Raw genomic sequence first — 25,122 nt, 5'->3', positions numbered from 1 at the left:
ATGGCGGCGGTCAGGGTGGTTTTACCGTGGTCAACGTGGCCGATGGTGCCGACGTTTACGTGCGGTTTATTACGCTCAAATTTTTCTTTAGACACGACGTAGTCCTTCTAGGTTAAACCCGCCTACCGTCGTAGGCGGGGAATCTTAAATTACTTGGATTTGCGCTCTTCGATCACGGCCTGGGCGACGTTGGTCGGGGCATCGTGATACTTGGCGAATTCCATGGCGTAGGAAGCACGACCCTGGGTAGCAGAACGCAGGGAGGTGGCGTAACCGAACATTTCGGCCAGCGGCACCAACGCACGTACGATCTTGCCGGACGGGCCATCTTCCATGCCTTCGATCAGGCCGCGACGACGGTTCAGGTCACCGATCACGTCGCCCATGTAGTCTTCCGGAGTCTCGACTTCGACCTTCATGATCGGTTCGAGCAGTACCGGGTTGGCCTTCATGAAGCCAGCCTTGAACGCCAGAGAAGCAGCGATCTTGAACGCCAGTTCGGAAGAGTCGACATCGTGGTAGGAACCGAAGTGCAGACGCACACCCAGATCCATTACCGGATAGCCTGCCAGCGGGCCGGACTTCAGCTGCTCGCGGATACCCTTGTCAACACCCGGGATGAATTCGCCCGGAATCACGCCACCCTTGATGTCGTTGACGAATTCGTAGGCTTTGCCTTCTTCCAGCGGGTACATGTCGATAACGACGTGACCGTACTGACCACGACCACCGGACTGCTTGGCATGCTTGCCTTCGATGTCCTTGACGGTGTTGCGGATGGTTTCACGGTAGGCAACCTGCGGCTTACCTACGTTGGCTTCTACCTTGAACTCGCGACGCATACGGTCAACGATGATGTCCAGGTGCAGCTCACCCATACCGGCGATGATGGTTTGACCAGATTCTTCGTCGGTCCATACGCGGAAGGACGGATCTTCCTGAGCCAGACGGCCCAGAGCCAGACCCATCTTCTCCTGGTCAGCCTTGGATTTCGGCTCAACGGCGATGGAGATTACCGGCTCCGGGAATTCCATACGCTCCAGGATGATCGGTGCGCTTTCGTCACATAGGGTATCACCGGTGGTGACGTCCTTCAGGCCGATGGCAGCAGCGATGTCGCCTGCGCGAACTTCTTTGATCTCTTCACGCTTGTTGGCATGCATCTGAACGATACGGCCGAAACGCTCGCGCTTCTCTTTAACGGAGTTCAGCACGGAGTCACCGGAGTTGACCACACCGGAGTAAACACGGAAGAAGGTCAGGTTGCCCACGAACGGGTCGGTAGCAATCTTGAATGCCAGAGCAGAGAACGGCTCGTCATCGGAAGCGTGACGCTCGTCCTTGGTCTCGCCATCCAGCTTCAGACCGTCGATAGCAGCAACGTCGGTCGGAGCCGGCAGGTACTCGACCACGGCATCCAGCATGGCCTGTACGCCCTTGTTCTTGAACGCGGAGCCACAGGTAACCAGGATGATTTCGTTGTTCAGAACACGCTGACGCAGAGCTTTCTTGATCTCTTCTTCAGTCAGTTCTTCACCACCCAGGTATTTTTCCATCAGGTCTTCAGACGCTTCAGCAGCGGCTTCAACCAGGTTCATGCGCATTTCTTGCGCCTGTTCCAGCAGCTCGGCCGGGACGTCTTCGTAGTCGAAGGATACGCCCTGGTCAGCTTCGCTCCAGTTGATGGCTTTCATCTTGACCAGATCGATAACGCCCTTGAAGTTCTCTTCGGAACCGATGTTCAGTTGCAGAGGAACCGGGTTACCTTTCAGACGGGTCTTGATGTGCTCAACGCAGCGCAGGAAGTTAGCACCGGTACGGTCCATCTTGTTGACGAACGCGATACGGGGAACCTTGTACTTGTTAGCCTGACGCCATACGGTTTCAGACTGGGGCTGTACGCCACCTACGGCACAGTACACCATCACGGCGCCATCCAGAACACGCATGGAACGCTCTACTTCGATAGTAAAGTCAACGTGGCCCGGGGTATCGATGATGTTGATACGGTGCGGTTGGAACTGTTTACCCATACCGGACCAGAAAGCGGTGGTCGCGGCGGAGGTGATGGTGATACCACGCTCTTGTTCCTGTTCCATCCAGTCCATGGTGGCGGCGCCATCGTGAACTTCACCGATCTTGTGACTTACACCGGTGTAAAACAGAACGCGCTCGGTAGTAGTAGTCTTACCGGCGTCGATGTGAGCGGAGATACCGATATTACGATAACGCTCAATGGGGGTTGTACGAGCCATTGTCATCCTCTTACTAGGGCGCTTGTCCCCAGATAATTAAAGGTGCGCAGAGTCATAAGACCCTGCGCAAGCGGATTACCAGCGGAAGTGAGCGAAGGCCTTGTTCGCTTCAGCCATACGGTGAACGTCTTCACGTTTCTTGACAGACGAACCCTTATTGTCAGCGGCATCCAGCAGCTCGCCAGCCAAACGCTGAGCCATTGATTTTTCACCACGTTTACGAGCGGCATCAACCAACCAGCGCATTGCCAGAGCATTGCGACGTACCGGACGAACTTCTACCGGCACCTGATAGGTTGCACCACCGACGCGACGAGATTTAACCTCGACCGCCGGACGAATGTTGTCCAGAGCGACTTCGAACAGGGCCAGGTGCTCTTTGCCAGATTTGGTGGCAATGATGTCCAGGGCGCCATAAACGATGGCTTCTGCAACAGATTTCTTACCGTCAACCATTACTACGTTGACAAATTTAGCCAGCAGCTCAGACCCGAACTTGGGATCCGGCAGGATTTTACGCTGACCAACAACACGACGTCTTGGCATTTCAAATTCTCCGTAACTTCAGGGGTTACCCAAAACTAGAAAGTTATCTAACTAGAAACGAATTAACGTTTGGCCTTACTTAACGGAGAACCATTAAGCTTTCGGACGCTTCACGCCGTACTTGGAGCGAGCCTGCTTACGGTCTTTAACACCGGCACAGTCCAACGCACCACGAACGGTGTGATAACGAACACCTGGCAAGTCTTTTACACGACCGCCACGGATCAGAACAACAGAGTGCTCTTGCAGGTTGTGACCTTCACCACCGATGTAGGAGGTGACTTCGAAGCCGTTGGTCAGACGTACACGGCATACTTTACGCAGTGCAGAGTTAGGCTTCTTCGGGGTGGTGGTGTATACACGGGTGCATACGCCACGCTTCTGAGGGCACGCTTCCAGCGCCGGCACGTTGCTTTTCACAACGAGCTTGATGCGTGGCTTGCGAACCAACTGGTTAATAGTTGCCATCAAAAGGCTCCTGATAATGACTTCATAAACGTGTGAAAAATCCTCCCCGCAGATACGGGGACGCGAAATTTTATGCCCTGTTGTCTGGGGAGTCAAGATTTATACAATTTGCACACCGAAATGGCAAATGACAGTCGAATGACATTATGCTAAGCAACTGAGATAAAAAGGAAAAACCAAACCTAAGCGCCCCAGGTCTGCGGTGATCCGTGCTCGGCGATCAACCTGATCAAACCCGGCATATCCAGTTCCATACCGATCCCGGGTGACAAACCTCTCGCTTGCAGGTCTTCCTTCATGACGTACAGGGGGACCTCTGCCAAGCGCTCGCACCACCCGGGGGCAGCAGCCGCCATCACGGCATCCTGCATCAACACCACCAGATCCCCTTCCATGCGGTAACGCAACGCCAACTCGAGATCCTGGCTCATGAAGGGAGAGTTCAATATCAGCTGTATCACGGGCACCTCAGAAGCAGATGTGGGTGGTGAAACCCGCCCAGCTACGGCGAATTTCCGCAGGAGAGAGCGGAATAACTGGGATTAGCAGATCCGCCGCCGTCAGTCCTCGCTCAGCCAGTGACACCGCACAGACATAGACCTCCTCGATGTCATACAGCTCCAGCATCTTGAAGGTCGGGGCGTAGTGACGCTGCAATATGGCGTGTGGCGATTGCTCCCTCACCAGTTGCATCACGCCATCGCCCACCAGAAAGAGGGCCAGGGACTCCGTCAATGCAGAGGTGGCCAGCAGGGCATCCAGCCCCTCCCGACCACTCGCCGAACCATGGGGACCACGCCGTGAGATAAACGCTATTCTGGTCATCTTGTCCCCCTAGAACTGTACGAAGCGATCAGCGGTCAGTGCGGCTTCCGCCAACTGACCGAGCCCGCTCAGGCAGAATGGGGCTTCCAGATTGAAATGCTCCCGTCCCATTCCCTTGGCCTCCTGCTCATCCAGCACGCCACGGCGCATGGCCGCAGCCACACACACATCGATGCGGATGCCCTGCTGGATGGCCAACTCGCGCCACAACGCCACCAGGTCGGTCTCATCGCTGGCTGGCGTATGGAGGCCATTGGCATTGCACACCCCCTCCTGATAGAAGAAGAGGTGGGACAAGCGGTGTCCCTGCTCGACCAGACTCAGGGCAAAACGATAGGCCGTGCTGGCCGTCTGGGTGCCATAGGCGGGCCCGGTGACCAGCAGAGCAAAATTCAGACTCATGATCGCACTCCTGCACAGCGGTGCATCCATTCTACCTCATAGACGCAAAAGCCCCTCCTGGGAGGGGCTTTTGCAATGAAACAGGCTCAGACGTAAGCGATGGCTTCGACTTCGACCAGCACATCCTTGGGCAGACGAGCGACCTCCACGCAGGAACGTGCCGGAGCGGATTCGCCAAAGTAGCGGGCATACACCTGGTTGAAGGCCACGAAGTTGTTCATGTCACTCAGGAAGCAGGTGGTCTTCAGTACCTTGCTGGTATCGGCCCCTGCGGCTTTCAAGACTGCGACCAGATTCTTCATCACCTGCTCTGCCTGAGCCTCGATGCCACCGGCAACGATGTCCATGGTGGCCGGATCGAGCGGGATCTGCCCGGAGGTAAAGACCAGCTCACCCAGCTTGGTAGCCTGGACATAAGGGCCAATTGCGGCAGGCGCCTTGTCGGTTGCAATCACTTCTTTAGCCATTGTTATCTATCCCCTATCTATGGCGCTTACTCGCTCTCTTCTTCACCCTGCTTGCGCTGTCGGATGTAGAGATACACGGTATGTTTGGAAATATTCAGCTTGTCGGCGACCAGGTTGATCGAATCCTTGATATCAAATATGCCCTTCTCGAACAACTGGGTCACGATAAAACGGTTCTTGGCATTGTTGGCCACGGAGGGATCACGATTGATCTCGTCGATGGTGTTGTCCACCGTCTGGGCAACCAGCTCTTCGACGCTGTTGGCGAAGGTCTCCGGTGATTGCCGCTCCACCTGCTGTGGCGTCGGGAAGAATTCGGCCACGAACTCGTGGAAAGGTGCATTGATGTGCAGGTTGATGCAGATAAGGCCGATCACCTGCTTGTCGCGGTTACGGATGGCGATGGTGCTCGACTTCATCAAGGCACCGGTCCGACTGCGGGCAAAATAACTCTGGGTGTGATCCTGACCCGTGCTCTCGATATCCTTGAGCATCCGCAGGGCGAGATCGGTGATCGGCGCCCCCAGAGTTCGACCCGTATTGAAACCATTCGCTATTTGGATCACGGACTCATGCAGATTTTCCAGGGAGTGGAGCACCACCTCGCAGTGCTTGCCGAACAGATCGGCCAGGCCTTCGATAAGGCCCCCATATGAACGCAACAGCTCCCTGTCTTCGTCTGTAAAAGCGCGACCGCTCAGTTGCTCTTCGGGAAGCAGTACTTCCTCGATACCGACAGCCATGTTCTACCCCTGTAATACCCATTCAACTTTCCCGAGTTTTCAGTTGCGACGGGGCAATGTCAACTTTTTTTGATTTTTTGCTCTATAACCTTGCACTGGATCATCCCCCTGCCCCAGCCCAGTGCACGCTGGGCGCCGGATGGGAAATAAAAAAAGGGCCCCTAGAAGGGGCCCTTTTCGATCACTGCAGCGGAAGATTACTCTTCGTCAAAACTGCCGGCTGCGTTGAGCAGATCCGCCAGGTTTTGCTGAGCTTCATCGGCAGTCACCTGCGGCACACCGACAGCACGGGCTGCGGCGGCACGCTGGTTGATGCGGCTGTGGTGGTAGGCAAAGCCGGTACCAGCCGGGATCAGACGACCCACGATCACGTTCTCTTTCAGGCCGCGCAGTTCATCACGCTTGCCACCAACGGCTGCTTCGGTCAGCACGCGGGTGGTCTCCTGGAAGGAAGCCGCGGAGATGAAGGACTCGGTGCTCAGAGATGCCTTGGTAATACCCATCAGGATATGACGGTAGGTAGCCGGGGTCTTCCCTTCGGCAACCAGTTTACGGTTGGCAATCTTCACACGGGCCACTTCAACCTGTTCACCTTCGATCAGGTCGGTGTCGCCAGCGCTCAGGATCTCGCACTTGCGAAGCATCTGACGCACGATGACTTCGATGTGCTTGTCGTTGATCTTAACGCCTTGCAGACGGTAAACGTCCTGCACTTCGTTGGCGATGTAGTTGGCGACCGGGCTGATACCGCGCAGACGCAGGATGTCATGAGCAGACTCGGGACCGTCCGCCAGCACTTCACCCTTCTCAACTTTTTCACCTTCGAACACGTTGAGGTGACGCCATTTCGGAATCATCTCTTCATAGATCTCGCCACCATCGGTCGGGGTGATGACCAGACGACGTTTGCCCTTGGTCTCTTTCCCGAAGGAGATGGTACCGGAGATCTCGGCCAGGATGGCCGGCTCTTTCGGCTGACGTGCTTCGAACAGATCCGCAACGCGCGGCAGACCACCGGTGATGTCCTTGGTACCGCTGGACTCTTGCGGGATACGCGCAACCGCGTCACCCACGCCCACGTTGGCACCATCTTCCAGGTTCACGATCGCCTTGCCCGGCAGGAAGTACTGGGCGGGAACGTCGGTGCCCGGGATCATCACATCCTTGCCATTCAGGTCGACCAGTTTCACGGTCGGACGCATCTCTTTACCGGCGCTAGGACGCTCGTTGACATCCAGCACGACGATGGAAGAGAGACCGGTCAGCTCGTCGGTCTGACGAGTGATGGTCACACCGTCGATCATGTGTTCGAAGTGCAGACGACCCGCCACTTCGGTGATGATCGGGTGGGTGTGCGGGTCCCAGTTCGCGACGGTATCACCGGCGTTCACCGCTTCGCCATCCTTCACTTCCAGCACGGAACCGTAAGGCAGCTTGTGGCTTTCCTTGGTACGGCCCATCTCGTCCATGATGGTCAGCTCGGTAGAACGGGAGGTGATAACCAGCTTGTCAGAGTTGTTCAGAACGAACTTGGCGTTCTGCAACTTGATGCTACCGGTGTTCTTCACCTGGATGCTGCTCTCGGCAGCCGCTCGGGATGCGGCACCACCGATGTGGAAGGTACGCATCGTCAGCTGGGTACCCGGTTCACCGATGGACTGAGCGGCGATAACACCGACAGCCTCACCCTTGTTAACCAGGTGACCACGGGCCAGATCACGGCCGTAGCAGTGAGCACAGTTACCGAAGTCGGTCTCACAGGTGATGGCAGAACGCACCTTCACGCGGTCGACGGAGTTGCGCTCCAGCAGGTCACACAGCTGCTCGTCGAGCAGGGTGTTGCGCGCTACCAGCACTTCATCCTCGGTACCCGGCTTGATCACGTCTTCGGCCACCACACGACCCAGCACGCGCTCACGCAGCGGCTCGACCACGTCGCCACCCTCGATCAGCGGAGTCATCCACAGACCGTCGGTAGTGCCGCAATCGTCCTCGGTGATCACCATGTCCTGGGCCACGTCAACCAGACGACGGGTCAGGTAACCGGAGTTCGCTGTCTTCAGTGCGGTATCCGCCAGACCTTTACGAGCACCGTGAGTGGAGATGAAGTACTGCAGTACGTTCAGACCTTCACGGAAGTTCGCCACGATCGGCGTTTCGATGATGGAGCCATCCGGCTTCGCCATCAGGCCACGCATACCGGCCAGCTGACGAATCTGGGCGGCGGAGCCCCGCGCACCAGAGTCGGCCATCATGAAGATGCTGTTGAAGGAGGCTTGCTCTTCCTCATCGCCCAGGGAGTTGACGTTACGCTCCTTGGAAAGGTTGTCCATCATGGCCTTGGAGACGCGATCGTTCGCGCTGGCCCAGATATCGATAACCTTGTTGTAACGTTCGCCCGCGGTCACCAGACCGGACAGGAACTGGTCCTGGATCTCGGCGACTTCGGCTTCTGCAGCAGCGATGATGTCTTTCTTGGCATCCGGGATGACCATGTCATCGATACCAACAGAGGCACCGGACAGGGCCGCGTAGTGGAAACCGGTATACATCAGCTGGTCAGCGAAGATGACGGTATCCTTCAGGCCCTGCTTGCGATAGCAGGTGTTCAGCAGACGGGAGATGAGCTTTTTGCCCAGCGCCTTGTTGGAGACGCACTTGATCCAGTTCTGCGGGTTGGCGTCCAAGTCAGCCTGCTCTGCAGCAGTCAGTACCTTGGGCTCGTCAATCAGCGCGTACTCCATGCCTTTGGGCAGGATCAGGCTCAGGATCGCACGACCAACGGTGGTGTTCTTCATCTCGGTCTTGGCAACCAGCTCACCGGCTTCGTTCTTCACGTACTCGGTGATGCGGCACTTGACGCGAGCATGCAGGTCGGCCAGACCGGCACGGTAGACCTTCTCGGCCTCTTTCGGACCGGACAGCACCATACCTTCGCCTTTGGCGTTGATACGGGCACGGGTCATGTAGTACAGACCCAAGACCACGTCCTGGGAAGGAACGATGATCGGCTCACCGGAGGCAGGCGACAGGATGTTGTTGGTGGACATCATCAGGGCGCGCGCTTCCAGCTGGGCTTCCAGGGTCAGCGGTACGTGGACCGCCATCTGGTCACCGTCGAAGTCCGCGTTATAGGCGGCACAGACGAGCGGGTGCAGCTGGATGGCCTTGCCTTCGATCAGAGTCGGTTCAAACGCCTGGATACCCAGACGGTGCAGGGTCGGTGCACGGTTCAACAGAACCGGGTGTTCGCGGATCACTTCGTCCAGGATGTCCCAAACGACGGCTTCTTCGCGCTCCACCATCTTCTTGGCGGCCTTGATGGTGGTCGCCAGACCGCGGGATTCCAGCTTGCCGTAGATGAAGGGCTTGAACAGCTCAAGTGCCATCTTCTTCGGCAGACCGCACTGATGCAGACGCAGGGTCGGACCTACGGTGATAACGGAACGACCAGAGTAGTCGACACGCTTACCCAGCAGGTTCTGACGGAAACGACCTTGCTTACCCTTGATCATGTCGGCCAGGGATTTCAGCGGGCGCTTGTTGGAACCGGTGATGGCACGACCACGACGGCCGTTGTCCAGCAGGGCATCCACGGACTCTTGCAGCATGCGCTTTTCGTTGCGCACGATGATGTCCGGCGCAGCCAGATCCAGCAGACGCTTCAAGCGGTTGTTACGGTTGATCACGCGACGGTACAGATCGTTCAGATCGGAGGTCGCGAAACGACCGCCGTCCAGCGGTACCAGCGGACGCAGGTCCGGCGGCAGCACGGGCAGCACTGTCATGATCATCCACTCCGGCTTGTTGCCGGATTGCAGGAAGGCTTCCATCAGCTTCAGACGCTTGGTGGTCTTCTTGCGCTTGGTCTCGGAGTTGGTCTGATCCAGCTCCTCACGCATGGCTTTGACTTCGCCTTCCAGATCGATGGCGCGCAGCAGAGCCAGAATGGCCTCGGCACCCATCTTGGCGTCGAATTCGTCGCCCCACTCTTCCAGTGCGTCCAGATAGTTCTCTTCGGAGAGCATCTGGCTGCGCTCGAGGTTGGTCATGCCGGGTTCGATCACTACATAGGATTCGAAATACAGCACGCGCTCGATGTCACGCAGGGTCATGTCCAGCAGCAGACCGATACGGGACGGCAGGGACTTCAGGAACCAGATGTGGGCAGTCGGGCTGGCCAGCTCGATGTGGCCCATGCGCTCACGACGGACCTTGGTCTGGGTCACTTCTACACCGCACTTCTCGCAGATCACACCACGGTGTTTCAGGCGCTTGTACTTGCCGCACAGACACTCGTAGTCCTTCACCGGTCCGAAGATACGGGCGCAGAACAGACCATCACGCTCCGGCTTGAAAGTCCGGTAGTTGATGGTCTCAGGCTTTTTGACCTCACCGAATGACCAGGAGCGGATCATGTCAGGAGAGGCCAGACCGATCTTGATACTGTCAAACTCTTCGGTCTTGGTCTGAGCCTTCAAAAACTTGAGTAAGTCTTTCACGTGTTTCCCCTGTCAGGAGTCTAACCTCGGCGCCCCGGCTGTCGAAACAGCGGGGCGCCCACGTCAATTCTCGAACAATAAGAGCGAGCTCTTACTCTTCGTCCAGCTCGATGTTGATACCCAGAGAGCGGATTTCCTTCAGCAATACGTTGAAGGATTCGGGCATGCCCGGCTCCATACGGTGGTCGCCATCCACGATGTTCTTGTACATCTTGGTACGGCCGTTCACATCGTCAGACTTGACGGTCAGCATTTCCTGCAGGGTATATGCCGCACCGTAAGCCTCCAGGGCCCACACTTCCATCTCACCGAACCGCTGACCACCGAACTGCGCCTTACCACCCAGCGGCTGCTGGGTAACCAGGCTGTAGGAACCGGTAGAACGCGCGTGCATCTTGTCGTCTACCAGGTGGTTCAGCTTCAGCATGTACATGTAACCCACGGTGACCTTGCGCTCGAAGGCGTTACCGGTACGACCGTCGAACAGGGAGATCTGACCGGATTCCGGCAGATCGGCCAGCTTCAGCAAGGCTTTGATTTCGCGCTCTTTGGCACCATCAAAGACAGGTGTAGCCACCGGCAGACCCTTACGCAGGTTACCCACCAGGGTACGCACGTCGTCGTCAGACAGTTCAGCAATGTTCACTTGCTGGGAGTCCTTCTCGCCCAGGTCATAGACCTGTTGCAGGAACTCGCGCATCTCGTGCAGCTCGCGCTGTTCTTTGATCATGCGGTCGATCTTCTCGCCGATGCCCTTGGCCGCGAGGCCCAGGTGCACTTCGAGGATCTGACCGATGTTCATACGAGACGGTACACCCAGCGGGTTCAGTACGATGTCGACCGGACGGCCGTACTCGTCATGGGGCATATCCTCGACCGGACAGATCTTGGAGATAACACCCTTGTTACCGTGACGGCCCGCCATCTTGTCACCCGGCTGGATGCGACGCTTGACGGCCAGATAGACCTTGACGATCTTCAGTACGCCCGGCGCCAGGTCATCGCCCTGGATGATCTTGCGACGCTTGTTCTCGAATTTCTTGTCGAACTCGGCCTTCAGCTCAACGTGCTGTTCAGCGATCTGCTCCAGCTCGATTTGCTTGGCTTCATCTTCGATGGCCAGCTCAAACCACTTGGAACGATCGAGCTTGTTCAGACGATCTTCGCTGTAACCGGCGGCCAGCAGCAGGTTGCGGGAACGGCCGAAAATGCCGTCTTCCAGGATCTTGAACTCTTCGGTCAAGTCCTTCTTCGCTTCCTTCAGCTGCATCTCTTCGATTTCTTTGGCGCGCTTGTCTTTTTCCACGCCATCGCGGGTAAAGACCTGCACGTCAACCACGGTACCGTACACACCGTTCGGCACTCGCAGAGAAGAGTCCTTCACGTCAGACGCCTTCTCACCGAAGATGGCGCGCAGCAGCTTCTCTTCCGGGGTCAGCTGGGTTTCACCTTTCGGAGTCACCTTGCCGACCAGAATGTCGCCGCCCTTCACTTCGGCACCCACGTAGACGATACCGGACTCGTCCAGCTTGGACAGAGCGGCTTCACCCACGTTCGGGATGTCAGCAGTGATCTCTTCCGGACCCAGCTTGGTGTCACGGGAGATACAGGCCAGTTCCTGGATGTGAATGGTGGTCAGGCGATCTTCCTGAACAACACGCTCGTTCACCAGGATCGAGTCTTCGAAGTTGTAACCGTTCCACGGCATGAACGCGACGCGCAGGTTCTGACCCAGCGCCAGTTCACCGAGATCGGTGGACGGGCCGTCAGCCAGTACGTCGCCCGCCATCACCGGCTCACCCAACATCACGCACGGACGCTGGTTGATACAGGTGTTCTGGTTGGAACGGGTGTATTTGGTCAGGCTGTAGATGTCGATGCCGGCTTCGCCAGGCAGCAGCTCATCTTCGTTGACCTTGATAACGATACGGGAGGCATCGACATAGTCGATCATGCCGCCACGCTTGGCCACTACGGTCACACCGGAGTCAACGGCCACTGCGCGTTCCATACCGGTACCAACCAGCGGCTTGTCGGCGCGCAGGGTCGGTACAGCCTGACGTTGCATGTTTGAACCCATCAATGCGCGGTTCGCGTCATCGTGTTCCAGGAACGGGATCAGGGCCGCTGCCACAGAGACGATCTGTTGCGGGCTCACGTCCATGTACTGGATCTGGTCGGCGTTCATAAAGGTGGATTCACCTTTGTGACGGCACGGGATCAATTCATCTTTCAGACGGCCATCTTCGGTGGTCGCGGCGTTGGCCTGTGCGATCACGTACTTGCCTTCTTCAATCGCAGACAGGTAATCCACTTCGTCGGTGATCACACCGTCGATCACCTTGCGGTACGGGGTTTCGAGGAAACCGTACTCATTGGTGCGGGAATACACGGACAGCGAGTTGATCAGACCGATGTTCGGACCTTCCGGCGTTTCGATGGGGCACAGACGACCGTAGTGGGTCGGGTGTACGTCTCGAACTTCGAAACCGGCACGCTCACGGGTCAGACCGCCCGGGCCCAGCGCGGAGATACGGCGCTTGTGGGTCACTTCGGACAGCGGGTTGTTCTGGTCCATGAACTGGGACAGCTGGCTGGAACCGAAGAACTCTTTGACCGCGGCGGAGATCGGCTTGGCGTTGATCAGATCCTGCGGCATCAGGGTGTCCAGATCGCCCAGAGACAGGCGCTCCTTCACCGCACGCTCGACACGGACCAGACCGACACGGAACTGGTTCTCGGCCATTTCACCGACGGAACGAATACGACGGTTACCAAGGTGGTCGATATCGTCCACTTCGTCGTTACCGTTACGGATGTCGATCAGGCGCTTCATGACCTCGACGATATCGTCCTTGGTCAGCACGCCAACGCCAGTCTCGTCTTCACGACCCAAACGGCGGTTGAACTTCATCCGACCTACAGTAGACAGGTCGTAACGCTCGGAAGAGAAGAACAGGTTCTCGAACAGCTGCTCGGCCGCTTCGCGAGTGGGCGGCTCGCCCGGACGCATCATGCGATAGATCTCGACCAGGGCTTCCAGGCGGCTGGAGCTGGAGTCGATACGCAGGGTCTCGGACATGTAGGCACCGTGATCCAGTTCGTTGGTGAACAGAACCTCGAAGTGCTTGAAGCCGGCTTGGGACAGGTTGGCAACCGCTTCCAGGCTCAGCGCCTGGTTGGCAGTGACAACCATCTCACCAGTCTGCGGGTGCGCGTAGTTCTTGGCAGCAACTTTGCCAACAACATACTCTACCGGCACCTCGATCTGGGTGATGCCGTCTTTTTCCAGCTGACGGATGTGACGGGCAGTGACACGACGACCGGTTTCAACCACCACGGCGCCATTGGCAATGATGTCGAAGGTCGCGGTCTCGCCACGCAGGCGCTCGGGCACCAGATCCATCATCAACTTGCCATCCTTGACTTCGAAACCGATGGTCTCGAAGAAGGTGGCCAGGATTTCTTCGGAACTGAAGTCCAGGGCGCGCAGAATAATGGAGGCTGGCAGTTTACGACGACGGTCAATACGGACAAACAGGTTGTCTTTCGCATCGAACTCGAAGTCCAGCCAGGAGCCACGGTAGGGGATAACGCGCGCGTTATACAGCACCTTACCGGATGAATGTGTTTTGCCTTTATCGTGGTCGAAGAAGACGCCCGGGCTGCGGTGCAGCTGGGAGACGATGACCCGCTCGGTACCATTGATGACAAAGGTGCCGTTTTCGGTCATGAGCGGAATTTCGCCCATGTAAACTTCTTGTTCCTTGATGTCTTTGACGGTGCCGGCAGCTGCTTCACGGTCGTACAGAACCATACGAAGCTTGACACGCAGCGGCGCGGAGTAGGTCACTCCACGGATCTGGCATTCTTTTACGTCAAATACCGGCTCACCCAGGCGATAGCTGACATACTGAAGCTCAGCACTACCGGAGTAACTGGTGATCGGGAAAACGCTACGGAAGGCGGCTTCTAGGCCGTACTCACCTTCCGGGTCAGCCTCGATGAACTGCTTGAAGGAGTCCAGCTGAATGGACAACAGATAAGGCGTGTCCAGTACCTGGTCTCGCTTACCGAAGTCCTTACGTATGCGTTTTTTTTCGGTATAAGAGTAAACCATAGGGTTCCTCAGCTCGCTGATAAGTGACCCACTCTGTCCCCACGGGACAGCTCTGTCTCAACACCGTTTTGTGTTGGCCCGGACGATGAGGCGGTCCGGATTGCTGGTGCACCGAGAGTCGTGAACGGTGTGAAATACTCTCAGTCTACAGCGCAAAAAGGCTGGTGAATAAAGATTCACCAGCCTTAGCCTGTTTTATCAGGCTAATCTACATAAATGCAGATTATTTGATCTCAACAGAAGCACCGGCAGCTTCCAGCTCTTTCTTCAGAGCTTCAGCTTCGTCCTTGGACACGGCTTCTTTCAGATTGGTCGGAGCAGCTTCTACCAGGTCCTTGGCTTCTTTCAGGCCCAGACCGGTAGCGCCACGAACGGCCTTGATGACGGCAACTTTGTTGGCGCCAGCAGCAGTCAGAACTACGTCGAACTCGGTCTTCTCTTCTACTGCTTCAGCAGCAGCCGGGCCGGCCATGACGGCAGCAGCGGCAGAAACACCGAACTTCTCTTCCATAGCTTCGATCAGCTCAACAACTTCCATTACGGACATGGAAGCGACGGCTTCGATGATTTGGTCTTTAGTGATAGACATGACAAAAATTCCTGATGTTGAATAAACTCAAACAGCCTAGATAGGCGAGAATCAAGCAGCAGCTTGTTTCTGGTCGCGAACAGCAGCGATAGTACGAACCAGCTTGCCAGCAGAGGCTTCCTTCATGGTAGCCATCAACTTCGCAATTGCTTCTTCGTAAGTCGGCAGCGTGGCCAGACGATCAATTTGTGCTGCGGCGATAAACTCACCGTTAAAAGCGCCAGCCTTGATTTCGAACTTTTGGTTCGCTTTGGCAAACTCTTTGAACAGACGAGCGGCAGCGCCCGGGTGTTCGTTAGAGAAAGCAATCAAGGTAGGACCGGTAAATGCGTCGTTCAGGCACTCGTATTCGGTACCTTCTACCGCGCGACGCAGCAGGGTGTTACGCACAACGCGCATGTACACACCAGCTTCACGAGCGGTCTTACGCAGGACGGTCATCTTGTCTACAGTGACGCCGCGAGAATCGGCTACAACTGCAGAAAGAGCGCCTTTGGCAGCTTCGTTGACTTCAGCAACAATTGCCTTTTTGTCTTCGAGTCCCAATGCCATTGGCTTAACTCCTGGATTGAATCCGGGTCTGTTGACCCAGTACTGACACATCCCCCCTACCTTTACAACAGAGGGGAACGATGCGGTAGCAGGATTCCAGAAGAGAAAGAATCTTTCTCGCTGGGTTTCCGGCACCGTCTACGCAGGAAGAATTAAGGCTTTGCGGCCTCCTGCGGTCTTGGACGGAGGTCGAAACCCCCAACCAATCAAGGCGCAAAATTATAGATTAAATTTTGCGCCTTGTAAAACCCATCAATTAGGCCTGAGCTTCCAGGGAAGCTTGGTCTACGGCAACACCGGCACCCATGGTGGTGGAGATGCTGACTTTCTTGATGAATACACCCTTGGCGGAGGACGGCTTGGCCTTCTTCAAGGCAACCAGCAGCGCTTCCAGGTTCTCTTTCAACTGAACTTCGTTGAAAGAGACCTTGCCCAGAGTGGTATGAATTATACCGTTCTTGTCGTTACGGTAACGAACCTGACCAGCCTTGGCGTTCTTGACGGCTTCGGCTACGTTCGGAGTGACGGTACCAACCTTCGGGTTCGGCATCAGACCGCGCGGGCCCAGGATCTGGCCCAGTTGACCAACAACGCGCATGGCATCCGGGGATGCGATCACGACGTCGAAGTTCATCTCGCCTTTCTTGACCAGCTCAGCCAGGTCATCCATACCAACCAGTTCAGCACCGGCAGCCTTGGCGGCTTCGGCGTTGGCACCCTGGGTGAATACAGCGACACGGATGTCACGGCCAGTACCGTGCGGCAGTACAGTTGCACCACGTACGTTCTGGTCGGATTTACGAGCATCGATACCCAGGTTGACAGCAACGTCAACACTCTCAACGAACTTGGCAGTAGCCAGTTCTTTCAGCAGGGCAATGGCTTCGTTGATGGAGTACTCTTTGGTACCGTCAACTTTTTCGCGAATAACGCGCATACGCTTGGACAGTTTAGCCATTGTCTTACTCCTCCACTACCAGGCCCATGGAACGAGCGGAACCGGCGATGCAACGTACTTTTGCATCCAGATCGGCACCAGTCATATCCGGCTCTTTGGTCTTGGCGATTTCTTGCAGCTGAGCCACAGTCACCTTACCAACCTTGTCTTTGTTCGGCTTGGCGGAACCAGACTGGATACCAGCGGCTTTCTTCAGCAGGAAGGAAGCGGGCGGAGTCTTGGTTTCGAAGGTGAAGGAACGGTCGCTGTAAACGGTGATCACGACCGGAGTCGGAGAACCTTTTTCCAGCTTTTCTGTACGGGCGTTGAATGCCTTACAGAATTCCATGATGTTCACACCGTGCTGACCCAGAGCAGGGCCAACGGGAGGGCTGGGGTTAGCACTGCCAGCCTTAACTTGCAGCTTGATATAAGCTGTGACTTTCTTAGCCATTACAAAAATACCTCAAAAATGGGTTCTAACGCCTCGGAGACATGCTCCTGCAAACGGCTCCCCAACAAATAAAGGGGCAGCGAATTATAGAGATAATCGCTGCCCCTGACAACCGTTAAACGTACAGAGATTAATCAGCCTTTTTCGACCTGACCAAAATCCAGTTCTACCGGCGTTGAGCGGCCGAAGATCAGTACGGAGACCTTCACGCGGCTCTTTTCGTAGTCCACCTCTTCAACGGTACCGTTGAAGTCGGCGAACGGACCATCGGCAACCCGGACCATCTCACCCGGTTCAAACAGGGTTTTCGGACGCGGTTTGTCGTGGGCATCTTGCAGACGGTTGAGGATGGCATCCGCTTCTTTATCGGAGATCGGAGCCGGACGGTCGGAAGTACCGCCGATGAAGCCCATGACGCGCGGTACATTGCGTACCAGGTGCCATGTGGTTTCATCCATCACCATCTGGACCAGGACGTATCCTGGGAAAAATTTGCGCTCACTCTTGCGCTTCTGGCCAGCACGCATCTCGACCACTTCTTCGGTCGGGACCAGCACTTCACCAAACAGCTCTTCCATGCCATGCATCTTGATATGTTCACGCAGGGATTTGGCAACACGGCCTTCGTAGCCGGAAAATGCCTGCACGACATACCATCTCATACGCTGTTCACGTTGTTCAGTCATGGCTTATCCTTACACACCGGTAATCAGGTTGACCAACCAGACCAAGGCGCCGTCCAACACGAACAGCAGCAGCCCCATCACGGCAGTCACCGCCAGCACAATCAGGGTTGTCTGAATGGCTTCCTGACGGGTCGGCCATACGACCTTGCGGACTTCCAGGCGAGACTCACGGGCAAACGCCAGTGTTGCCTTGCCCTTGGTGGTTTGCAGGGCCACTGCACCGGCAGCAGCGATGACAACGACCACACCCAGGGCGCGGACGGCAGCAATAACGTCGCTCAGCAGGTAATTGCCCACTACAGCGGCCGCCAGGATGATGAAAACCAGGCCCCAAAGCAGGGTATCCTTGCTTCCGCCCTGACCCTCAGAACTAACACTCATACAACCCACCTGTATCTGACGTAACCAAAGACACAAAAGCCCCGTACGAGACGAGGTATATGGCAGGGGCGGCAGGACTCGAACCCGCAACCATCGGTTTTGGAGACCGCTGTTCTACCAATTCGAACTACGCCCCTGCATAAGAAAGCCCCTATTATAGGGGCTTTGCTTTATTTATGTAAGCCAAGATTAAGCGATAACTTTGGCTACAACACCAGCACCTACGGTACGGCCACCTTCACGGATAGCGAAACGCAGGCCGTCGTCCATCGCGATCGGCGCAATCAGGGTAACAACCATCTTGATGTTGTCGCCCGGCATGACCATCTCTACGCCTTCCGGCAGTTCGATGGTACCGGTCACGTCGGTAGTACGGAAGTAGAACTGCGGACGGTAGCCCTTGAAGAACGGAGTGTGACGACCACCTTCTTCCTTGGACAGCACGTACACTTCAGATTCAAACTTGGTGTGCGGCTTGATGGTGCCCGGCTTGGCCAGTACCTGACCACGCTCTACGTCTTCACGCTTCACGCCACGCAGCAGTGCGCCAACGTTCTCACCTGCACGACCTTCGTCCAGCAGTTTGCGGAACATTTCAACGCCGGTACAGGTGGTCTTGGTGGTATCTTTGATACCAACGATTTCCACTTCTTCACCAACCTTGACGATACCGCGCTCTACACGACCGGTTACTACGGTACCACGGCCTGCGATGGAGAAGACGTCTTCGATAGGCATCAGGAACGGCTGGTCAATGGCACGCTCCGGCTCCGGAATGTAGGTGTCCAGGTGGCCAGCCAGTTCCAGGATCTTCTCTTCCCACTGAGCTTCGCCTTCCAGCGCTTTCAGTGCGGAACCACGGACTACCGGCAGGTCATCACCCGGGAAGTCGTACTCAGACAGCAGTTCGCGAACTTCCATCTCGACCAGTTCCAGCAGCTCTTCGTCATCTACCATGTCGCACTTGTTCATGAACACGATGATGTACGGAACGCCTACCTGACGACCCAGCAGGATGTGCTCACGAGTCTGCGGCATCGGGCCGTCAGTCGCTGCTACTACCAGGATTGCGCCGTCCATCTGGGCAGCACCGGTGATCATGTTTTTAACGTAGTCGGCGTGACCCGGGCAATCTACGTGGGCGTAGTGGCGGGTAGCAGTGTCGTATTCTACGTGGGAGGTGTTGATGGTGATACCACGCTCACGCTCTTCCGGTGCCTTGTCGATCTGGTCGAAGGCGAAAGCTTTACCACCGAAGTGCTTGGCCAGCACGTTGGTGATGGCGGCGGTCAGGGTGGTTTTACCGTGGTCAACGTGGCCGATGGTACCCACGTTAACGTGCGGTTTATTACGCTCAAATTTTTCTTTAGACATGATCGTCCCTCTAAACTAACGCTGAGTACGCGGTGGCAAGCTAACCACAGAACAGTTTATATGATGGATTTGAATCAAGGGGAGTAGAGAGGTTGGTGCTGACAGGCTGGTTCGATTGCCGAACTCACCCTAAGGTGTGGCTCTCAGAATTACCTGGGCCATATCAGCATCTTGGAGCGGGCAGCGGGAATCGAACCCGCATCATCAGCTTGGAAGGCTGAGGTAATAGCCATTATACGATGCCCGCATTTCTCTAACCCAAAGAACTCAAACCGCAGAGAAATATGGTGGAGGGAGAAGGATTCGAACCTTCGAAGGCAGAGCCGTCAGATTTACAGTCTGATCCCTTTGGCCGCTCGGGAACCCCTCCAGTTGCATAAATGCCACAACGGTAATTCTGCTTGCACCCGTTGTTTTTGTCGCTTTTGCTCGGCAAATAGACGACAGACATCCAAGCGTCGCGCATTTTATGGTAAGGATTTTGGGGATGCAACCATTGCACCTTGCAAAATGTGCATTTATGCCGGGATCCAGGCAAAAAAACGCTCCTTCTCCGTCCCGACCGGACGCGTCCCTTGTCGCTCCCGATCCCTTGGTGTATGGTCGCCCTGCCCAAGAAACAGTGATGACACCATGACGACAGAGCATAACCCCTATTTGCAATTCACCCGCGAACAATGGGCGTTATTGCGCGATGCGGTCCCCCTGACCCTGACCGAGCACGATCTGCAGACCCTGCGCGGGATCAACGAGAAGGTGTCATTGCGGGAAGTGGAAGAGATCTATCTGCCCCTCTCCCGTCTCCTCAATCTCTACGTCAAGGCCAAGCAGCGCCGCAGCCGGGTGCTGGAGCAGTTTCTCGGTCAGTCCCGCGGCAAGGGCACCTATATCATCAGCATCGCCGGCAGCGTGGCGGGGGGCAAGAGCACTACGGCCCGTATCCTTCAGGCACTGCTGGAGCGCTGGCCGGAGCACCCCAGGGTGGAGCTGGTCACCACCGACGGCTTCCTGTTTCCCAACAAGGAGCTGGAAGCCCGTGGCCTGATGCGTCGCAAGGGGTTCCCCGAGTCTTATGACATCCGCCATCTGGTGGAGTTTGTCGCCAATATCCGCGCCGGCCACGAGAAGGTCGAGGCCCCCGTCTACTCCCACCTCATCTATGACATCCTGCCCGACGAGAAGAAGGTGGTGGAGCAGCCGGACATCCTGATCCTGGAGGGGCTCAATGTGCTGCAAAGCGGCATGGACTATCCCCAGGACCCCCATCGCGTGTTCGTGTCGGACTTCGTCGACTTCTCCATCTATGTGGATGCCGACGCCGAGCTGCTGCGCACCTGGTACATCGATCGTTTTCTCAAATTCCGCAGCGGCGCCTTCTCGGATCCCGACTCCTATTTCCACCACTACGCCAAGCTGGCCGAGAGCGAGGCGACCGAGATCGCCAACAACATCTGGCAGGATATCAACTACCTGAATCTGCAAGAGAACATCTTGCCGACCCGGGAGCGGGCCAACCTCATCCTCACCAAGGGCAACGAGCACGCCATCGAGCAGATCAAGCTGCGCAAGTGACCACTGTCGCAGTGCATACATGAAAGAGGGGGCCCGCAGGCCCCCTCTTACATTCAGTCGTCATGAGCGTATGGGTTCAGTCCCCCCGCCGCAGGGAGAGTTCCCCTCCCAGATAGAGCTTGAGCCCCTCTTCCGTCTCCAGACGCAGGGCTCCGCGTTCGTCGATCCCCCGGGCAATCCCGCGGATCACCTGCTCTCCCATCAGCAGCTTTACCGGCTGGCCGGCGAAGTGGTCGAGCCGGTTCCAGCTCTCGACAAAACTCGCCAGCCCCGACTGTTCGAAGGTTTGCATGGCCTGTTGCAGGTGCAGCAGCACGCAGGCGGCCAGCTCGTTGCGATCCACCAGCTCGGGCTGGATATGGCGCAGCTCGGACCAGGCCTGATCGATCTTCTCCCCCTCCCGACTCGGCATCGCCAGATTGAGGCCGACCCCGATCACCAGATGGCAGCTGGCACCCGCACTGCCGCTCATCTCCACCAGGATGCCCGCCAGCTTGCGGCCCTGGTAATAGAGGTCGTTCGGCCACTTGAGCGCCACCCCGGGATAACCGAGTGACTCCAGCGCCTCGACCACCGCCACGCCGACCGCGAGACTCAGCCCCATGGCCGCCGCCATACCCTGCTCCAGCCGCCAGTACATGCTCAGGATCAGCTGGCAACCGAAGGGAGAAACCCAGGGTTTGCCACGGCGTCCCCGCCCGGCGGTCTGGCACTCGGCCAGACAGCTCTCCCCGGATCTCAGGGTGTTGACACGCTCCAGCAGGTACTGGTTGGTGGAGTCGATGACAGGGAAGCAGTGCACCGGTGCCATCGGTGCCTCTGCCTGCAGCCGCCCCTCGTCATAGAGGGCCATGGGCACCGCCAGCCGATAGCCCTTGCCGGTCAGGCTGAAGAGATCCAGCCCCAGATCCTTGAGCGCGGCCATGTGCTTGCTCACCGCCGCCCGGCTGATGCCAAGGCGCTCGCCCAGCTGCTCGCCGGAATGAAACTGACCATCGCTCAGCAGGGTGATCAGGGTCTGTCTGACGGGGGTCAGGGTCATGCCAGTACCTCGTCGAGCCAGGTTTCACCGCTGCGCCCCATGAAGCGCACCTCATGTTCCAGCACCACACCGAACTGGTGCTCCACGCTGTCGCGGACATGGGCCGCCAGCGCGATGAGTTCCATGGCGCTGGCGCCCCCCAGATTGACCAGCACCAGCGCCTGCTCCTGATGCACGGCGGCACGACCGATGGCAAACCCCTTGAGACCGCACTGATCGATGAGCCAGCCAGCCGCCAGCTTGGCCTGCCCTTCTGCCGCGGGGTAGCAGGGCATCTGCGGGTATTGCTGTTTCAGGGTCTCGGCCAGGGCGGCGGGCACCACAGGGTTTTTGAAGAAACTGCCTGCGTTGCCCAGCACCGCCGGATCCGGCAGCTTGGCCATGCGGGTGGCACAGACGGTGTCGAAGATGGCCTGTGGCGAAGGGGCATCTCCCAGCGCCGCCAGCGGGCCATAACCGGCGACCGGGCGCCATGCCTTGGGCAGGCGCAGACCGACGGCGGTGATGAAGTGGGAGTCCTGATAGTCGTGCTTGAAGATGCTGTCACGGTAACCGAACCGGCAGTCGGCCGCCGCGATGCGCTCAACCTCGCCACTCTGCCAGTTGAACGCCTCCACGTAGGCACAGACGCTGGCCAGCTCGACCCCGTAGGCACCGATGTTCTGTACCGGGGCCGCCCCGACCGTCCCGGGAATGAGTGCCAGGTTCTCCAGCCCGTGCCAGCCCTGTTGCAGGGCGTGGCATACCAGCTCGTGCCAGTTTTCACCTGCCGCCACGTGCAGCAGCCAGTGCTCGGCCTCCTCGTGCAGCGTGATCCCTTTCAGGCCGTTGTGGACCACCAGACCGGCAAAGTCATCGCAGAACAGGATGTTGCTTCCTCCTCCCAGCACCAGGCGCGGCAAGGTGGCCAACTCCGGGTTGGTCCGCAGTTGCGCGAGATCATCCGGCCGGGTCACATCGGCCAGCCAGAGGCAGTGTGCGTCCAGGCCCAGAGTATTGAGGGTCGACAGGGAGGCGTGGGGGGTGAGTTTCATCTGTGTGTTCCGACAAGGACAAGGGCGCAGTTTACCCCAGATCCCCCGGGACAAAAAACCCGGACACTTTTCGGACTCAGGGCTCTGGAGTAGAGTAACCCCTTCATCCCGCTGAGGAAGCATGCATGAACAATCAATTCGCCGTCATCGGCCTGGGCCTGTTTGGTAGCGCCTTGTGCGAAGAGTTGCAGCGCCAGAATGCCGAGGTACTGGCCATCGACATCGACGAGAGCAAGACCCGCCAGATAGCCACCCTCTGCAACCACGTCATCGTGGCCGATGCCACCGACGAGGCCACGGTCGCAGAACTGGGCCTGGCGAATTTCGACATCGTCTTTGTCGCCATCGGCGACAACCTGGAGACCAGCATCCTGACCACGCTGGTGCTGAAAGAGGCGGGCGTGAAGAAGGTCTGGGTCAAGGCCCGCGACAAGTTCCACGCCAAGATCCTGCAGAAGGTGGGCGCGGACAAGGTGATCAACCCGGAGTGGGACATGGGCCGCCGGGTGGCCCAGAGCATGCTGGACAACCGGCTGTTCGACTACCTGGAGCTGGGTCACGACATGGTGCTGACCGAGTTCGTGATCGGCTTGCAGCAAAACACCCGCACCCTGGCCGACTTGCGCCTGCTGCAGCAAAGCGATTTCCAGCTGTTGGCCATCAAGCGGGGTGAGGTGCTGCACAACGTCCTGACCGGCAAGATGGAGCTGCAACTCGGTGACATCCTGATCCTGGCCGGCAACAAGCACGCCATCGATCACTGGCTCGACACCCTATGATCAACTGGCGCAGCAACTACGCCTTCACCCTGCATCGGGAAGACAACTCCCGCTGGAGCGAGGCCAAGCTCATCCTGGGCAGTTTCCTCATCATCCTGCTGGTTGGCACCCTGTTTCTGGTCCAGCCCTCCAGCCACAAGGGTGAGGTCACCGTCATCAACGCCCTGTTCACCGCCACCTCCGCCATCAGCGTGACCGGCCTCGGGGTGGTGGATACCGGCACCGCCTTCACCCTGCAGGGGCAGATCATCCTGTTGATATTGATGGAGATTGGTGGTCTCGGCCAGATGACCATGACACTGCTTCTCATCGCCATGTTCAGCAAGCGGGTCGGGCTGCGCCAGCAGGTGCTGGCCAAGGAGGCACTGGGCCAGGAGGGATCCGTCAACATCGTCCAGCTGGTGAAACGCATCGTCCTGTTCGCCCTGATTGCCCAGCTGATCGGCACCGCCATCATGGCCATTCGCTGGGTGCCCGACATGGGCTGGGGCCACGGCCTCTACGTCAGCTTCTTCCACGCGGTGTCGGCTTTCAACAACGCCGGCTTCTCGCTGTTTGCCAACAACCTCATGGACTACCGGGATGACCCCATCATCAGCCTGACCATACCGGCCCTGCTGATCCTGGGGGGGGTAGGCTTCACCGTCATCGTCGACCTGGTGCGCAACCGCCGCTGGCGCAAGCTGAAACTGCACAGCAAGCTGATGCTGCTGATGACCCCTGCCCTGCTGCTGCTGGGGACCCTGATGTTCTGGCTGCTGGAGCACAACAACCCTGGCACCCTGGGCAACACCTCCTTCGGGAGCCAGTGGCTGGCAGCCTTCTTCCAGTCGGCCACCGCGCGCACGGCGGGCTTCAACACGGTGGATATCGGCCAGATGGTACCGGCCTCCCTGCTGTTCATGATGATGCTGATGTTCATCGGTGCCGGGGCAACCTCCACCGGGGGCGGTATCAAGGTCACCACCTTTGCCGTCGTTCTGCTGGCGACCCGGGCGTTTCTGACCAAGCGCCCCCATGTCACCGCCTTCGGCCGCACCCTGTCACCCCAGATAGTGACCCGCTCCCTGGCCATCATCATCGTCAGTACCATGGTGCTGATGCTGGCGATGTTCCTGCTGATGCTCACGGAGTCGCAATCATTCGATAAGATCATGTTCGAGACCATCTCGGCCTTTGCCACCGTGGGACTGTCCACCGGCATCACCGCTTCTCTAAGCGAACCGGGCAAACTGATCCTGGTGCTGGTGATGATCTGCGGCCGTCTGGGGCCCCTCACCCTGGCCATCATGCTGGCCCGCCCGGTGGAGACCCGCATCCGTTATCCGGAAGAGAGCGTCTACACGGGGTAAGCCGCTCCATCCATGCAAAGAGGGGCCACTGGCCCCTCTTCT

General features: G+C 57.5%; 23 protein-coding genes and 3 tRNA genes (1 of these 26 cut by a window edge). 3 read left to right on the top strand and 23 right to left on the bottom strand.

The window, feature by feature from the left end:
- From tuf (C2U37_RS09075) to C2U37_RS08975, 21 genes are all read right to left on the bottom strand, one after another.
- Positions 1–95 carry the 5' portion of an elongation factor Tu gene (tuf, locus tag C2U37_RS09075; RefSeq protein WP_005306325.1) on the bottom strand. 1,090 nt of this gene lie to the left of the window's left edge, so 95 of the gene's 1,185 nt are visible here — the first part of the coding sequence; it begins with the start codon at positions 93–95; its stop codon lies beyond the left edge, outside the window.
- 54 nt (positions 96–149) lie between these two features.
- Positions 150–2,255 carry an elongation factor G gene (gene fusA / locus C2U37_RS09070; protein WP_010675948.1) on the bottom strand — a complete coding sequence of 702 codons (2,106 nt, stop codon included), beginning with the start codon at positions 2,253–2,255 and terminating at the stop codon, positions 150–152.
- Between the two features lie 75 nt (positions 2,256–2,330).
- A complete protein-coding gene (gene rpsG, locus C2U37_RS09065) occupies positions 2,331–2,801 on the bottom strand; it encodes a 30S ribosomal protein S7 (RefSeq protein ID WP_010675949.1) in 471 nt (156 codons plus the stop codon).
- Between the two features lie 93 nt (positions 2,802–2,894).
- Entirely contained in the window at positions 2,895–3,269 is a 375-nt protein-coding gene (gene rpsL, locus C2U37_RS09060) for a 30S ribosomal protein S12 (protein ID WP_005306278.1), read from the bottom strand.
- 182 nt (positions 3,270–3,451) lie between these two features.
- Positions 3,452–3,730: a sulfurtransferase complex subunit TusB gene (tusB, locus tag C2U37_RS09055; RefSeq protein ID WP_041214282.1), complete on the bottom strand. Its 279-nt coding sequence runs from the start codon at positions 3,728–3,730 to the stop codon at positions 3,452–3,454.
- A gap of 7 nt (positions 3,731–3,737) precedes the next feature.
- Positions 3,738–4,094: a sulfurtransferase complex subunit TusC gene (gene tusC / locus C2U37_RS09050; RefSeq protein WP_041214281.1), complete on the bottom strand. Its 357-nt coding sequence runs from the start codon at positions 4,092–4,094 to the stop codon at positions 3,738–3,740.
- 9 nt (positions 4,095–4,103) lie between these two features.
- On the bottom strand, positions 4,104–4,496 hold the full coding sequence (tusD, locus tag C2U37_RS09045) for a sulfurtransferase complex subunit TusD (RefSeq protein WP_043153907.1): 393 nt from the start codon (positions 4,494–4,496) through the stop codon (positions 4,104–4,106).
- An 86-nt stretch (positions 4,497–4,582) separates the two neighbouring features.
- Complete coding sequence (locus tag C2U37_RS09040; RefSeq protein WP_010675953.1) at positions 4,583–4,963, bottom strand: RidA family protein; 381 nt, start codon at positions 4,961–4,963, stop codon at positions 4,583–4,585.
- A 26-nt stretch (positions 4,964–4,989) separates the two neighbouring features.
- Positions 4,990–5,706, bottom strand: coding sequence for a helix-turn-helix transcriptional regulator (locus C2U37_RS09035; RefSeq protein ID WP_010675954.1), 717 nt, complete (start codon positions 5,704–5,706; stop codon positions 4,990–4,992).
- A gap of 197 nt (positions 5,707–5,903) precedes the next feature.
- Entirely contained in the window at positions 5,904–10,208 is a 4,305-nt protein-coding gene (gene rpoC / locus C2U37_RS09030) for a DNA-directed RNA polymerase subunit beta' (RefSeq protein ID WP_010675955.1), read from the bottom strand.
- Between the two features lie 91 nt (positions 10,209–10,299).
- Positions 10,300–14,328, bottom strand: a complete 4,029-nt coding sequence (gene rpoB / locus C2U37_RS09025; RefSeq protein WP_010675956.1) for a DNA-directed RNA polymerase subunit beta — start codon at positions 14,326–14,328, stop codon at positions 10,300–10,302.
- A 223-nt stretch (positions 14,329–14,551) separates the two neighbouring features.
- Positions 14,552–14,917: a 50S ribosomal protein L7/L12 gene (rplL, locus tag C2U37_RS09020; protein ID WP_010675957.1), complete on the bottom strand. Its 366-nt coding sequence runs from the start codon at positions 14,915–14,917 to the stop codon at positions 14,552–14,554.
- A gap of 51 nt (positions 14,918–14,968) precedes the next feature.
- A complete protein-coding gene (rplJ, locus tag C2U37_RS09015) occupies positions 14,969–15,469 on the bottom strand; it encodes a 50S ribosomal protein L10 (RefSeq protein ID WP_005339895.1) in 501 nt (166 codons plus the stop codon).
- Positions 15,470–15,725: 256 nt separating this feature from the next.
- Positions 15,726–16,427 (bottom strand): 50S ribosomal protein L1, encoded by a 702-nt coding sequence (rplA, locus tag C2U37_RS09010; RefSeq protein ID WP_010675958.1) that lies wholly within the window; start codon positions 16,425–16,427, stop codon positions 15,726–15,728.
- Positions 16,428–16,431: 4 nt separating this feature from the next.
- Complete coding sequence (rplK, locus tag C2U37_RS09005; protein ID WP_005306313.1) at positions 16,432–16,860, bottom strand: 50S ribosomal protein L11; 429 nt, start codon at positions 16,858–16,860, stop codon at positions 16,432–16,434.
- A 134-nt stretch (positions 16,861–16,994) separates the two neighbouring features.
- A complete protein-coding gene (gene nusG / locus C2U37_RS09000) occupies positions 16,995–17,546 on the bottom strand; it encodes a transcription termination/antitermination protein NusG (protein WP_010675959.1) in 552 nt (183 codons plus the stop codon).
- Positions 17,547–17,555: 9 nt separating this feature from the next.
- Entirely contained in the window at positions 17,556–17,927 is a 372-nt protein-coding gene (gene secE / locus C2U37_RS08995; protein WP_010675960.1) for a preprotein translocase subunit SecE, read from the bottom strand.
- A gap of 60 nt (positions 17,928–17,987) precedes the next feature.
- A tRNA-Trp gene (locus C2U37_RS08990) sits at positions 17,988–18,064 on the bottom strand.
- Positions 18,065–18,116: 52 nt separating this feature from the next.
- Complete coding sequence (gene tuf, locus C2U37_RS08985; protein WP_005306325.1) at positions 18,117–19,301, bottom strand: elongation factor Tu; 1,185 nt, start codon at positions 19,299–19,301, stop codon at positions 18,117–18,119.
- Between the two features lie 172 nt (positions 19,302–19,473).
- Positions 19,474–19,548, bottom strand: a tRNA-Gly gene (locus tag C2U37_RS08980).
- Positions 19,549–19,586: 38 nt separating this feature from the next.
- A tRNA-Tyr gene (locus tag C2U37_RS08975) sits at positions 19,587–19,671 on the bottom strand.
- 263 nt (positions 19,672–19,934) lie between these two features.
- Here C2U37_RS08975 and coaA point away from each other — a divergent pair.
- Positions 19,935–20,873 (top strand): type I pantothenate kinase, encoded by a 939-nt coding sequence (gene coaA / locus C2U37_RS08970; RefSeq protein ID WP_029314861.1) that lies wholly within the window; start codon positions 19,935–19,937, stop codon positions 20,871–20,873.
- A gap of 76 nt (positions 20,874–20,949) precedes the next feature.
- Here coaA and birA read toward each other — a convergent pair whose 3' ends face one another.
- Both birA and murB read right to left on the bottom strand, forming a co-directional pair.
- Positions 20,950–21,915 (bottom strand): bifunctional biotin--[acetyl-CoA-carboxylase] ligase/biotin operon repressor BirA, encoded by a 966-nt coding sequence (gene birA, locus C2U37_RS08965; protein ID WP_104452144.1) that lies wholly within the window; start codon positions 21,913–21,915, stop codon positions 20,950–20,952.
- Positions 21,912–22,949: a UDP-N-acetylmuramate dehydrogenase gene (murB, locus tag C2U37_RS08960; protein WP_104452143.1), complete on the bottom strand. Its 1,038-nt coding sequence runs from the start codon at positions 22,947–22,949 to the stop codon at positions 21,912–21,914. The genes birA and murB overlap by 4 nt, the downstream gene beginning before the upstream one ends.
- A gap of 125 nt (positions 22,950–23,074) precedes the next feature.
- Here murB and C2U37_RS08955 point away from each other — a divergent pair, with 125 nt between their 5' ends.
- On the top strand, positions 23,075–23,728 hold the full coding sequence (locus C2U37_RS08955; RefSeq protein WP_010675965.1) for a potassium channel family protein: 654 nt from the start codon (positions 23,075–23,077) through the stop codon (positions 23,726–23,728).
- Positions 23,725–25,080, top strand: coding sequence for a TrkH family potassium uptake protein (locus C2U37_RS08950; protein WP_104452142.1), 1,356 nt, complete (start codon positions 23,725–23,727; stop codon positions 25,078–25,080). The genes C2U37_RS08955 and C2U37_RS08950 overlap by 4 nt, the downstream gene beginning before the upstream one ends.
- The last annotated feature ends 42 nt before the right edge of the window (positions 25,081–25,122 follow it).

Origin of the sequence: Aeromonas sp. ASNIH1, from assembly GCF_002934285.1 — a bacterium.
Lineage (GTDB): Bacteria > Pseudomonadota > Gammaproteobacteria > Enterobacterales > Aeromonadaceae > Aeromonas > Aeromonas caviae.
The sequence above is the reverse complement of the archived record's forward strand: the minus strand, read 5'-3'. Positions and strand labels throughout refer to the sequence as shown.

Bases quoted from the DNA above. Each gene is read 5' to 3' on its own strand.
- tusC (WP_041214281.1), bottom strand. From the start codon at position 4,094: ATGACCAGAATAGCGTTTATCTCACGGCGTGGTCCCCATGGTTCGGCG.
- rpoB (WP_010675956.1), bottom strand. From the start codon at position 14,328: ATGGTTTACTCTTATACCGAAAAAAAACGCATACGTAAGGACTTCGGT.
- birA (WP_104452144.1), bottom strand. From the start codon at position 21,915: ATGACCCTGACCCCCGTCAGACAGACCCTGATCACCCTGCTGAGCGAT.
- murB (WP_104452143.1), bottom strand. From the start codon at position 22,949: ATGAAACTCACCCCCCACGCCTCCCTGTCGACCCTCAATACTCTGGGC.
- C2U37_RS08955 (WP_010675965.1), top strand. From the start codon at position 23,075: ATGAACAATCAATTCGCCGTCATCGGCCTGGGCCTGTTTGGTAGCGCC.
- rplL (WP_010675957.1), bottom strand. From the start codon at position 14,917: ATGTCTATCACTAAAGACCAAATCATCGAAGCCGTCGCTTCCATGTCC.
- fusA (WP_010675948.1), bottom strand. From the start codon at position 2,255: ATGGCTCGTACAACCCCCATTGAGCGTTATCGTAATATCGGTATCTCC.
- C2U37_RS09040 (WP_010675953.1), bottom strand. From the start codon at position 4,963: ATGGCTAAAGAAGTGATTGCAACCGACAAGGCGCCTGCCGCAATTGGC.
- rplJ (WP_005339895.1), bottom strand. From the start codon at position 15,469: ATGGCATTGGGACTCGAAGACAAAAAGGCAATTGTTGCTGAAGTCAAC.
- C2U37_RS08950 (WP_104452142.1), top strand. From the start codon at position 23,725: ATGATCAACTGGCGCAGCAACTACGCCTTCACCCTGCATCGGGAAGAC.
- coaA (WP_029314861.1), top strand. From the start codon at position 19,935: ATGACGACAGAGCATAACCCCTATTTGCAATTCACCCGCGAACAATGG.
- rpsG (WP_010675949.1), bottom strand. From the start codon at position 2,801: ATGCCAAGACGTCGTGTTGTTGGTCAGCGTAAAATCCTGCCGGATCCC.
- C2U37_RS09035 (WP_010675954.1), bottom strand. From the start codon at position 5,706: ATGGCTGTCGGTATCGAGGAAGTACTGCTTCCCGAAGAGCAACTGAGC.
- rplA (WP_010675958.1), bottom strand. From the start codon at position 16,427: ATGGCTAAACTGTCCAAGCGTATGCGCGTTATTCGCGAAAAAGTTGAC.
- tuf (WP_005306325.1), bottom strand. From the start codon at position 19,301: ATGTCTAAAGAAAAATTTGAGCGTAATAAACCGCACGTTAACGTGGGT.
- rpsL (WP_005306278.1), bottom strand. From the start codon at position 3,269: ATGGCAACTATTAACCAGTTGGTTCGCAAGCCACGCATCAAGCTCGTT.
- rplK (WP_005306313.1), bottom strand. From the start codon at position 16,860: ATGGCTAAGAAAGTCACAGCTTATATCAAGCTGCAAGTTAAGGCTGGC.
- tusD (WP_043153907.1), bottom strand. From the start codon at position 4,496: ATGAGTCTGAATTTTGCTCTGCTGGTCACCGGGCCCGCCTATGGCACC.
- nusG (WP_010675959.1), bottom strand. From the start codon at position 17,546: ATGACTGAACAACGTGAACAGCGTATGAGATGGTATGTCGTGCAGGCA.
- secE (WP_010675960.1), bottom strand. From the start codon at position 17,927: ATGAGTGTTAGTTCTGAGGGTCAGGGCGGAAGCAAGGATACCCTGCTT.